The following is an 11,692-nucleotide window of genomic DNA, read 5'->3' on the forward strand; positions in this document are numbered from 1 at the left end:
CTCTTGACCGTGTCGCCTCGCCAGACCTATGTTCGTCCGAAGGAGGAGCCGAACCGATTCGCCTGACGGTCGGGTCGCGCCCCCACCCGCGCGGCGCTCGTCCCCCTCGCCACCGGACGTCGCCCGCGAATCGAGGCAGCAGGCGACGGCAACCAGCCGTCGGCGGTGACCGACCGCTGCCAACCTCGTGGCGATCGCCGAGGGGCCGGTTCGCGTCGCCCGGGCCCGGCCGGGACGTCGGATGCGCAAGGACCGACCACCGTACGACAGAGAGGGCGTCACCTGCCATGACCGTCGCACCGTCCGGTCCGGAGTTCTCCCTCCAGGACATCCCGTTCAGCTACCGAGGTTCCTGGCTCAACATCTCCCCGGTGGTGGCCGAGAAGACGTACGCCGACGATCTGCACCTGGTCTCCCACCAGACCGGGCTGCACCCGGTGCTCCGACTCGCCCCGACCGCCGCCAGCACGGTCGTGGCCACGCCCACACTGCTCACCTGGCGCAGCGGCACGGGCCTGGTCGAGGCCGGCTACGAGGGGCCGGACACCCTACGGCTGCGGGGCCGAGGGCTCGGACTGCGGATCGCCGCCGCAGCCGGGACCCTCACCCCGTTCAGCGGCACCTACCTCTACCGCGACCCGGTCGACGGGTCGGCCGTGTTCACCTCGTACGAGACGGGCCGCCGCTACCGGGTCACCGTGTTGTCCGGCCCACCGGGCGGGCTCGGGGGAGCGGAGGCGCTCGGCACCGCCGACCGCTGGCTGCACCTGCCCGCCGACCAGCCCTGGGAGATCGCGATCGAGGAGTACCGCACGGCCCGCCGCCCCTATGCCCGGTCCGGCACGTTCGACCAGCTGTGCCGCGACCGCGGCGTCGAGTTCACCGCGTTCGTCGACGCGGTCGCGCCCTGGCGCGGTGTCGACACCCCCGCCGCCGAGCTGGCCGCGTACGTGCTGTGGTCGGCCACCGTCGAGCCGGCGGGTTTCGTCACCCGGCCGGCCGTGCTGATGTCCAAGCACTGGATGGACAAGGTGTGGAGCTGGGACCACTGCTTCAACGCGATCGCCCTGGCGTCCGGCGAGCCGGAGCTTGCCTGGCACCAGTTCCAGCTGCCCTTCGACCACCAGGACGCCGCCGGTGCCCTGCCGGACTCGGTCACCCACTCGGAGGTGCTGCACAACTACGTCAAGCCACCCGTGCACGGGTGGGCCCTGCGGCAGCTGCGCCGCCGGCTGCCCACGCCGCCGGACCGGGTGGAACTGGCCCGGACGTACGACCGGTTGGGTCGGTGGACCCGGTTCTGGCTGGACGCCCGCCGCGCCCCCGGCCACGACCTGCCGCACTACCAGCACGGTAACGACAGCGGCTGGGACAACGCCACCACCTTCGACCACGACCGGGTGCTGGAGACCGCCGACCTCGCCGCCTTCCTGGTCAGCCAACTGCGCTGCCTGGCCGACCTCGCCACCGAGCTGGGTGAGCCCGCCGACCGGTGGTCCGCCGAGGCCGACCGGGTGCGCGCCGCCCTGCTGCGGGACCTGTGGGACGGCGAGCGTTTCACCGCCCGCAGCCCGCACACCGGTCGGCGGCGGGCCAGCCGCAGCCTGCTCGACCTGTTGCCCGTCACCCTCGGCGACGACCTCCCCGAGCCGGTCACCCGGGTGCTGGCCCGGCGGGTCGAGGCCCACCTGACCACCCATGGGCTGGCCACCGAACCGACGGACTCGGCCCACTACCTCGCCGACGGCTACTGGCGTGGCCCGATCTGGGCCCCCTCCACGGTGCTGGTGGAGGACGGCCTGCGCCGGGCCGGGCACACCGTGCTCGCCGACGAGATCGGCCGGCGATTCCTGGTGCTGTGCGAGAAGTCCGGCTTCGCGGAGAACTTCGACGCCGAGACCGGCGCGGGGCTGCGCGACCGGGCGTACACCTGGACGGCCAGCAGCTACCTCATCCTCGCCGCCGCCCAGCAGGGGCGCACCGGGTCACCGGCGGGGCCGACCCGGTGAACGTCGTGCCGCCGCCCACCCGGTGGTGGCACGTCGCCGCCCCGGGCCGGGGCGGGTCAGCGGGTCCGGGCCGGGCCGGGTCAGCGGGGCCGGGCCGGGCCGGTGCTCTCGCGCAACGAGATGGGCGGCGCGTAGAGCCGGTGGCGGGGGGTGCCGCCGGGTGCGGCGATCAGCTCCAGCAGCAGCGACACCGCCTCGGCGCCCATGTCCCGGGTCGGCACGTCGGCGGCGGTCAACGGGGGGCGGAAATCCTCCGCCCAGTGCTGGGCGGCCACGCCGGTGACGGAGAAGTCACCCGGCACCGACAGGCCGGCGGCGTGCAACGCGCGCTGCATGCCGGGCAGTGCCGCCTCGTTGATGGTGGCCACCGCCGTGACCTGCGGATGCGTCGCCAGCAGCTGCGTCATGCCCGCCTCGCCCGAGGCGGTGTCGTCGCCGCAGCAGACGTCGATGCCGGTCAGGCCCCGCTCGGCGGCGGCCGCCCGGAAGCCGGCCAGGGCACGGTGGCTCGGGCCGTAACCCGCCGCGACCAGCTCGGCGGAGCGGTTCACCAGAGCCACCTGCCGGTGCCCCAGGTCGGCCAGGTGGTGCACGCAACGGGAGATCAGGGCCGCGTAGTCGACGTCGATCCAGCTCATCCCGTGCGGCTCGGCCGTCCGACCGATCGTCACGAACGGCACACCGGCCGTCGCCAGCCGGGTCACCCGGTCGTCGGTCAGCCGGATCTCCATCAGTACCACCCCGTCCACCCGCCGCCCGGTGACGATCCGCTCGAACGACCGGTCGTGGTCGCCGCCGGACGGGGACAGCAGCACGTCCAGGTCGTGTCGGGCCGCCGCCTCGACGACGCTGGCGACGAAGCCCAGCTGCATGTCGGTCAGACGCTGGTTGGCCGGGGGGATCACCAGCCCGAGGGTGCGGGTGCGCCCCTCCTTCAACGCGCGGGCGCTGGCGTTCGGCCGGTAGCCCAGCTCGTCGATGACCGCCTGGATCCGTTGTCGGGTCGTCGCCGACACGGCCCGCTTCCCGCTCAACACATAGGACACGGTGCTGCGGGACACTCCGGCCCGCCGGGCGATCTCCCCGATGTTCATGCCCGCCCTCAAGCCGAATTCCGCCACCGGCGCGGGAATGCGCCGTGTTTGCCGTGGAGCATAACCGCCCCGCAATTCCCCATCGGGGCAGGAACAGTTCCGCCGCCGTCCTCCGGGGGCAATCCGCCGATGTCCGGCGTTGCGTGGTGCGCAGGGCGGGGCGGACAGGGATCGCAGGGTGGCGCAATATATCGACAGGGGTTAATGTTAAAGATCTGACGTCTTATGTCAGGAGTGGGCGCGGCTGACGGATCGGTCCCGCAACCCCGTCGTTCGGACATGAGGCACAGCCGCGCCAGAGGCAGCCAGCACCGCACCCGTACCGTTCCGGAGAGGTTTCGATGAATGTGTTGAGAAGGCCCAGTCGTATGACGATCGCCGTGGCGACGATGGCGACCCTGGCCGTCGTCAGCGGCGGCTCCGTGCTGGCGGACGCGCCGGGCGCGCGGGCCGCGACCACCGGCCCGTGTGACATCTACGCCGCGGGCGGTACGCCGTGCGTGGCCGCGCACAGCACCACCCGCGCCCTGTACGGTGCGTATAACGGGCCGTTGTACCAGGTGCGCCGGACGTCGGACAACACCACCCGGGACGTCGGGGTGCTGAGCGTGGGTGGTGTCGTCGACGCCGCGACCCAGGACTCCTTCTGCGCGAACACGAGCTGCGTGATCACGATCATCTACGACCAGTCGGGCCGCAACAACCGCCTCACCCAGGCGCCCGGCGGTTACTGGCCCGGCCCGGCGCCGGGCGGCTGGGACAACCTGGCCGACGCGAAGGCCGCACCGGTCACGATCGGCGGCCGGAAGGCGTACGGCGTCTACGTCTCGCCCGGCACCGGCTACCGCAACAACAACACCAACGGTGTCGCCACCGGCGACCAGCCCGAGGGCATCTACGCCGTCGTCGACGGCACGCACTACAACCAGTGGTGCTGTTTCGACTACGGCAATGCGCAGACCGACGGTCAGGCCGACGCGCCGGCCATCATGGAGACGGTCTACTTCGGTGCCAACAAGCAGTGGGGATACGGTGCCGGCGCCGGCCCGTGGGTCATGGCCGATCTGGAGTGGGGGCTGTTCTCCGGGGTGAACGCGGGGTACAACAACATCGCGTCCATCAACCACCGTTTCGTGACGGCCATGGTCAAAGGTGAGCCGAACCACTGGGCGATCCGCGGTGGCAACGCCCAGTCGGGGGGCCTGACGACCTATTTCGACGGGCGGCGTCCCAACGGATACCACCCGATGAAGAAGGAGGGTGCGATTCTGCTCGGCATCGGCGGCGACAACAGCGTCTCCGGCCGGGGCACCTTCTTCGAGGGCGTGCTGACCTCGGGTTACCCGTCGCCGGCCACCGAGGACGCGGTGCAGGCGAACATCGCCGCGGCGGGATACGCGCCGGCCGGTGGCGGCACCCCCACGCAGAGCGTCCAACTCGTGGGCACCCAGTCCGGTCGCTGCGTCGACGTGCCGAACGGCAGCACCACCAACGGCACGCAGGTCCAGCTGTGGGACTGTACGGGCGGCAGCGCGCAGCGCTTCACCCGGACGGCGGGCCGGCAACTCCAGGTGTCGGGCGGCAAGTGTCTCGACGCCTCCGGGCAGGGCACCGGCAACGGCACCCAGGTGATCATCTGGGACTGTCACGACGGGGCCAACCAGCAGTGGAACGTCAATGCCGACGGCACCATCACCGGCGTGCAGTCGGGTCGCTGCCTGGACGCCACCAACGCGGCCACGGCCAACGGCACCAAACTCGTTCTCTGGGCCTGCAACGGGCAACAGAACCAGCAGTGGAGCCTGCGCAGCTGACCGCCACGTCGTAACCGGCCGGTCGGCCGCCTCGTGTCCTGCGCGGGGCGGCCCGACCGTTCGGTCGTGTCGCGCTGCCCGGCCCGGTCTGCGTCGTCGTCTTTCCTGCCTGTCGTTCCGCGTGTCACCCGGGGTTCCCGCAGCAGCAGATCGAAGGCTACGGTCCGAACTGGAACCAGGTGTCGTTGCGGCCCAACGACGTCGACACCCGCCACGGCTGCGTCGACACCCACGGCAGCGCAGACGCGTACGCCCGGGCGTGCAACTACGGCGGCTACCAGACCTGACGGGTGAACGGTGGGTGATCCGACCATGCGCTACGTCACTCGTCGATGCCTGGAATCTCGGGCGGTGATCTGTGAGGGTGTGCTCGGTGAAGCCGATACCGAGCGTACCCGAACCGCCGACGCTGGGTGCCGTCCTGCGTGGGTGCCGCGTGGCGGCGGGCCTGTCGATCGAGGCGCTCGCCGAGCGCTGCGAAGTCAGCGCCCGGGCGATCAGCGACATCGAACGCGACCGGGTCCGTCGCCCGCAACGGCGCACCCTGACCGTCCTGTTCGACGTTCTCGCCGTGCCGCACGACGAGCGTCGTCGCCTGGTCGAGGCCACCTCCGTGCGGCCGGCCGGCGCGGAACTGCCCGATCCGCCTCGCTACTTCAGCGGCCGGGCAGCGGAGTTGCGGACCCTGGGCGGCATCGCCCGTCGCCCGTCAGGTGACCGGCAGCAGGCCACCGTGCTCGTCGTCACCGGACCGGCCGGGGTGGGCAAGACCAGCCTCGTCCTGCGGGCCTCGGCCGACCTGGCCACGGACTTCCCCGACGGCCGGTTCCTCGTCGACCTGCGCGGCATGGACGACGTCCCGACCACCCCGGGCGAGGCGCTGCACCGGTTGCTGCGGGCGCTCGGCGTGCCGGAACAGCGGATCCCCGCCGGCCGCGACGAGCGGGCGACGGCGTACCGGTCGGTGCTGTGTGAGCGCCGGGCCCTGGTGGCGTGGGACAACGCCGCCGACGAGGCGCAGGTCCGGCCGTTGCTGCCCGGGGCCGGACGCAGTCTCGTGCTGTTCACCAGCCGGCGGCGACTCAGCGGTCTCGACACCGCACAGTGGCTGTCGCTGGAGCCGCTGCCGGCCGAGGACTCCACCGCGATGCTGCGGGCCATCGCCCGGCCGGTCGCCGTCGATCCGACCGAACTCACCGAGCTGGCCCGGCACTGCGGTCACATGCCCCTGGCGTTGCGCCTCACCGGGCAACGCCTGTCGGCCGAGCCGGGGCTGTCCGTCGCGGAGCTGAACCGTCGGTTCACCGGCGAGCAGGCCCGCCTGCGGGTCATCGACGCCGACACCGCCGGCATCCACACCGCGCTGAGCCTGTCGTACCGGCGGCTCGGGGACGACCTGCGGCGGACCTTCCGGCGGTTGTCGCTGATGCCGGGTCCGGACTTCGGCCCGGACCCGGTCGCCGTGGTCACCGACGGCTCCGACGCCGACGCCGAGAAACGGCTGGAAGCCCTGGTGGAGAGCGGCCTGGTGGCTGCCGTGCCGGCGGACCGCTACGGGCTGCACGACCTGGTACGTGACTTCGCCGTCGACCGGCTGACGGCCGAGGAGCCGGACTCGGCCGGCCCGTTGCGGGCGTCCTCGCTGCGTTGGTGGCTGGCGCGGACCACGGCGGCGGGGCGGCACTTCGAGCCGGACGGACCGCCGTCGCTGGCGGAGTTCGGGGATCGCGATGCGGCGACGGCGTGGCTCGACGCCGAACGGGGCAACTGGTTCGCGGCGTTGCGGTCGGCCGCCGCCGAGGGGCTGCACGAGCAGGTGCTCGACACCGTCGACGCGCTGCACTGGTTCTCCGACAGCCGGGTGCACCTCGACCTGTGGCCGGAGGTCTTCCGGTTGTCCGCCGAGTCCGCCGCCCGGCTGGACGACCCCCGCACCGAGGCGGTCCACCTCAACTACCTGTCCTGGGCGCAGGCGATCTGCCAGCGTGAGTACGCCGCCAGCGTGGCCACCGCCACCCGGGCGCTGGACCGGGCGGTCCGTGCGGGCGACCCGGCCCAGCAGGGCTGGGCGCTGCTCTACGCCGCCAGCGGCCACACCGGGTTGGGCGAGCACGCGGCGGCGCTGCGGCAGCGGCAACGGGCCTGGGTGCTGCTGCGACGTGCCGCCGATCCGGAGGGCCTGCCGCAGGCGATGGCCTCGCTCGGCTCATCGCTGCTGGCCCTCGGTAGACCCGTCGAGGCGCTGCGGGTGCACCAGCGGACGAGATGCCTGCTCCGCGATCCGCGCTATCCCATCGCGGCTTTCGCCCGGGCCGCCACCGACGCGTTGAACTGCCGGCGGATCGCCGACGATCTCGCCGTCCTCGGCCGGTGGCCGGACCGTGTCACCGCCCTGCGGGAGGCGGTCGCGCGGTTGCGGGCCAGCGCGATGCCGGCGTTCGAGGCCCTGGTGTCGGTGGAACTGGCCGAGGCGCTGCGCCGCACGGGGGAGACCCGGGACGCCCCGGCGTACCTGCGGCGGGCGATCGAACTGGCCGAGGATTGTGATGATCCGGACCTGGCCGCCCGGGCCGCGACGCTGCTGGCCGAGCTCTCCCGCGACGGCGTGGACCCGGGGTGAGGGTCAGGTGCCGGTGGCGACGCGGGCGAAGGCGCGTACCAGCGGGTGGGGCTCGTAGCGGTGCTCCCGGCCGGCCGTGACCCAGCCCCGTTCGGCCAGGTCGAGGAAGCCCGCCTCGGCGGGGACCGGACCGGCCGGCCGGGTCAGCAGCCGGACGGCCCGGCGGGCCCGGGCCGGCAGCCCCGCGTACGTGCGCTCGAACGCGTCGCGCACCGACAGGTCACCGGCGACCAGCGCGTCCAGGACCCGCTCCGGCCTGGCCAACCGGTCGATCAGCCACTGCGCGCTCCACTGCGGCCGGGTCAGCAGCCGGTTCGCGGTCACCCGCAGGGCAAGGGGCAGTCCGCCGCAGCCGGCGGCGAGCGCTGCGACCGCGGGTGCGGGCGCGGTGCCGTCCACCATCGTGTCGAGGGCGGCCCGGGCGTCGGCCGCCGGCAGGGGCGGCACCAGCCACCGGTCGGTCGCCGGGAGGTCCGCCAGCGGGTGCCGGCCGGTGATCAGGGTGACGCCGAGGGCGTCGGGCGGCAGCAACGGCCCGACCTGGCGGTCGTCGCGCACGTCGTCCAGTACGACCAGGATCCGCCGGCTGCGCAGCAGCTCCCGGTACGCCCCGATGACCACCGGGTCGGGCCCGTGCGTGGACAGGGCGGACGGTGGCAGCAACCGGCGGGCGATCGTCGCGGCGGTGGCGTCCGCGACCGGTCCGAGGAACCGCACCCCGTCGGGGAACCGCCCGGCGAGGTCGGTGGCGGCCTGCACCGCCAACGCCGTCTTGCCCGCCCCGGGCAGGCCGATCAGCTGCACCGCGTGGCGGTGTTCCAGCCGGGTGGCCAGCCAGGAGAGGTCGTCGTGGCGGCCGGTGAAGTGGGCGGTCACCCCGGGCAGACCGGTGAGCCCGGCGACCTGTCCGGCGGCCGGGCGCAGTTGGCCGGCATCCACCCCGTCCAGGCCCAGGGCCGCGCCGAGCGCCTGCAGGGTGCCGTGGTGCGGGCGGCGGATCCGGTGCCGTTCGATCCCGCCGATGGTCCGGGCGCTCACCCCGGAGCGGGCGGCGAGTTCGTCGATGGTCAGTCCGGCGGCCATCCGCAGTGACCTGAGCCGGTGGAGCTGTTCCTGCGTGTTGTCCCGCACCCCGTACCCCCGCCAGGACGACTGCTGTCCGGTCCAGTAGACGTCGCCGGGGCGGCACGTGGGGTGAGGTCATCGTCACACCGCGTTCCGGGGCTGGTGGGACGCGCGGTGGTGGCCGTCCGCCGTCCCGGCCTGCGGGAGGCGGGACGGCGGACGGGGCCGGTCAGGAGGTGCCGACCCGCTGCCACTGCTGGTTGGCGGCGCTGCCGCAGGCGTACTGGATCACCCGCGCGCCGTCGGCGGTGGAGTAGCCGGTGACGTCCAGGCACCTGCCGCTGTGCCGGGCGACGAGCTGGGTGTAGCCGGAGCCCGCGTCGCGCAGCTGCCACTGCTGGTCGGTGCGCCCCGACTGGCAGCCGAACTGCTGCACCGGTGCGTTGTCGGCGGTGGAGCCGCCGGCCACGGTGAGGCACTTGTCGCTGTGCCGGGCGACGATCTGCACGTACCCCGAGCCCGCGTCGCGCAGCTGCCACTGCTGGTTGGTGCCGTTGTTGCAGGCGTACTGGGCCACGGCGGCGGCGTCGGCGGTGGACCGGTCGAGCACGTCCAGGCACTTGCCGCTGTGCCGGGCGCGCAGCGTGTCGAAGGTGTAGCCGCCGTTGACCCCGGAGACCACGCCGGTGGCGGTGTCGATGGTCAGCTGCGGATACCAGCTCATGGTCAACGAGGTGGCGGTGGGGAAGTTCAGCGGCAACCAGACGTAGCGGGACTGGTTGACCGGGCCGCCCGTCGCGCCGGCCCACCGGTCGCCGAGATAGAGGTACGAGGTGGCGGCGCTGCCCTGCACCGGCAGCACGTACGCCGACTGGGAGTCGTAGGTGGTGCCGTCGGCGAAGTTCGTCGGGTTGGTCCAGGTGCCGCCGATGCTGCTGGCGGTGGCGTACCGGGCCTGGTTGGGCGACCAGCCGGTGGCGCCCGAGGTGACCAGGAAGTAGACCCCGTTGCGTTTGAACATCGCCGGGGCTTCCCGGTAGTTGTCCGGCCACAGCGTCCGCACCAGCGACGCGACCCCGGTGTAGTCGGCGGTGAGGCGGTAGATGTTCAGGTCCGCGTTGTTGCGGGTGGCGGAGATCAGGTACGCGGTGCCGTCGTCGTCGCGGAACACCGTCTGGTCCCGGGAGTCGTGGCCGAGCGGCCGGAAGCTGCCCAGGTAGCGGTAGTTGCCGTCGACCGTGCTGGAGGTGGCCACCGCGACCCGGGCCTGGTTGTAGTCGACGCCGTTCTCCCAGTGCATCCAGAGCACGTACTGGCCGGTGCCGGCGTTGTAGATCACCTTGGGGCGTTCGATGTTGGCCGTCGCCAGCTCACCGGCGGAGGACTGGGTGAGCACGTTGTTGCGGAACTCCCAGGTGCGCAGGTCGGTGGAGCGGTAGACCGACACGTACCGGAAGGTGTTGTTGGCGTTGCGGTTCTCGCCGAACCAGTAGTAGTAGTCGCCCACCTTGATCATGCCGCCGCCGTGGGCGTGTACGCCGGCGCCGCTGGTGTCGGTGAACTGGGTGCCGTTGGCCACGGTGACGGGTGCGGCCCGCGCGGCCGGGGTGGTGAGGGTGAGCGGGGCGAGCAGGACCGCGCAGGCGGCGAGGGTGAGGGCGGTGACGATCCGGCGGAGGGTGGTGGGGTGGGGCGCGGCAGGCATGGCCGCCTCCTCTTGCGGTGGGGGCGAGGTGCCCGCGGGGACGCGCGGGACCTTTTCTCGACCCTCACGATAAGCCGATCCACCGCTACATGCCCATACCTCGATGCGATTGCCGTCGATGTGTTGCAACCCGGGGTGGGGCGCGGCCCGGATGGTCGATGGGTCCGGTCGTCGCAGTTGTCGAGATCGTAAAGAATGATCTACGTCACATTGTGAAGTCTTTTCGCAGTGTCGGGCACGGAAGGCGCGTTCCGGGCCGAATCCCTTTCCCGCACCGCACATTTCGCCGCCGAACGCACTCACGGCGGGCTGGTGGGGCCGTCATTGGACTCCGATTCGCCACTCAGCGTAGTCGCGGCTCACCCGCGCGTGGTCGGGTGGCGTTGCTTGCCGTCCGACAATCAGCGCCTCGGTTTGTGCCGCTCACTACCCTGACCGATGATCCAGTGCCTGGGTACCGTCGACAGCGATAAGGGCTTCAGATGAGCAACAGTCACCCTCCGTACGGAGAACAGCCGGATCCGAACGTCACCCCGTGGAGCGGGCCACCGGCCCCGCCCGCCGGTTACCCGGCGTACGGCCAGCCCGGTCAGGCCCCGCAGTACGGCCAGGCCCCGCAGTACGGGCAGGCCCCGCAGTTCGGTGTTCCCGTGCCGCCGCAGAAGTCGAACCGGGGCCTGGTCATCGGCCTCATCGTCGGCGCGGTGGTCCTCATCCTCGCGCTCTGCGGTGCCGGGATCGGGCTCGCCCTGGTCGGTGACGACGAGGCCGACCCGACGCCGGGCCCGGTCGCGACCACCGCTCCCGGGCCCGGGACCGGCAGCGGCACGGACACCCCGCCGACCGCGCAGCCGTCCGAGTCGTCGCCGGAGCAGCCGAACAACAACAACGCGGTGACCGCGCGCTACTCCAGCGACCTGTCGTCGGTCTGCGACGGTAGCCCGATCCTCAACGCCGCCACCTACAGCGGCCCGACCACCGCCAAGGCGTACGTCTTCTCGAACAACCCGGAGCGGCCGACGTTCTGGTCGTCGAAGCTGGTCGGCTCCGACAAGCGGTACTACGCCAAGTCGGCCGACTTCACCACCGTGTCGGTGGTCGGCTGCATGTCGATGGTCCCGGGCAGCGAGGGCGCGCCCAAGAAGTGCGACTACAAGGCGAGCGACGGCAAGAACGTCAGCGTCTCCTACATCTCCTCGCGCTACCAGCTGACCTTCTTCGCCGCGAAGACGGCCGAGAAGATCGGCGACGGCGGGGTCGTCAACGCCCCGGCCACCCGGTGCCCGAGCTTCATCTCGTACAACAAGACGACGATGAAGGCGTACGCGGCCCCGGACAGCGGCACCATCGAGGCCGCCCTGGACAAGTTCCTGTCCTGACCGGCT

The 11,692-nt window shown here is 72.4% G+C and carries 7 protein-coding genes; 4 read left to right on the top strand and 3 right to left on the bottom strand.

Annotation, left to right across the window (positions count from 1 at the left end; all coding sequences use genetic code 11):
- Window positions 1-287 precede the first annotated feature (287 nt).
- Window positions 288-2,009, top strand: coding sequence for an amylo-alpha-1,6-glucosidase (locus tag J7462_RS03640; RefSeq protein WP_219461800.1), 1,722 nt, complete (start codon window positions 288-290; stop codon window positions 2,007-2,009).
- An 80-nt stretch (window positions 2,010-2,089) separates the two neighbouring features.
- Here the strand turns inward: J7462_RS03640 and J7462_RS03645 are convergent, their stop codons facing one another.
- Window positions 2,090-3,103 carry a LacI family DNA-binding transcriptional regulator gene (locus tag J7462_RS03645; RefSeq protein WP_219461802.1) on the bottom strand — a complete coding sequence of 338 codons (1,014 nt, stop codon included), beginning with the start codon at window positions 3,101-3,103 and terminating at the stop codon, window positions 2,090-2,092.
- Between the two features lie 368 nt (window positions 3,104-3,471).
- Between J7462_RS03645 and J7462_RS03650 the strand changes: the two genes are divergently transcribed.
- Window positions 3,472-4,917 (top strand): arabinofuranosidase catalytic domain-containing protein, encoded by a 1,446-nt coding sequence (locus J7462_RS03650; RefSeq protein WP_255597568.1) that lies wholly within the window; start codon window positions 3,472-3,474, stop codon window positions 4,915-4,917.
- Window positions 4,918-5,290: 373 nt separating this feature from the next.
- Window positions 5,291-7,537 carry a helix-turn-helix domain-containing protein gene (locus J7462_RS03655; protein ID WP_219461806.1) on the top strand — a complete coding sequence of 749 codons (2,247 nt, stop codon included), beginning with the start codon at window positions 5,291-5,293 and terminating at the stop codon, window positions 7,535-7,537.
- Window positions 7,538-7,540: 3 nt separating this feature from the next.
- On the opposite strand, the gene J7462_RS03660 is transcribed toward J7462_RS03655, so the two are convergent.
- Both J7462_RS03660 and J7462_RS03665 read right to left on the bottom strand, forming a co-directional pair.
- Window positions 7,541-8,668: a helix-turn-helix domain-containing protein gene (locus J7462_RS03660; protein ID WP_308290724.1), complete on the bottom strand. Its 1,128-nt coding sequence runs from the start codon at window positions 8,666-8,668 to the stop codon at window positions 7,541-7,543.
- 163 nt (window positions 8,669-8,831) lie between these two features.
- Window positions 8,832-10,307 carry an RICIN domain-containing protein gene (locus tag J7462_RS03665; RefSeq protein WP_219461816.1) on the bottom strand — a complete coding sequence of 492 codons (1,476 nt, stop codon included), beginning with the start codon at window positions 10,305-10,307 and terminating at the stop codon, window positions 8,832-8,834.
- Between the two features lie 482 nt (window positions 10,308-10,789).
- On the opposite strand from J7462_RS03665, the gene J7462_RS03670 reads away from it, so the two are divergent.
- A complete protein-coding gene (locus J7462_RS03670) occupies window positions 10,790-11,686 on the top strand; it encodes a hypothetical protein (RefSeq protein WP_219461819.1) in 897 nt (298 codons plus the stop codon).
- Window positions 11,687-11,692: the final 6 nt, after the last annotated feature.

This window comes from Micromonospora sp. RL09-050-HVF-A (genome assembly GCF_019374995.1).
In the GTDB taxonomy this organism is placed as follows: domain Bacteria; phylum Actinomycetota; class Actinomycetes; order Mycobacteriales; family Micromonosporaceae; genus Micromonospora; species Micromonospora antibiotica.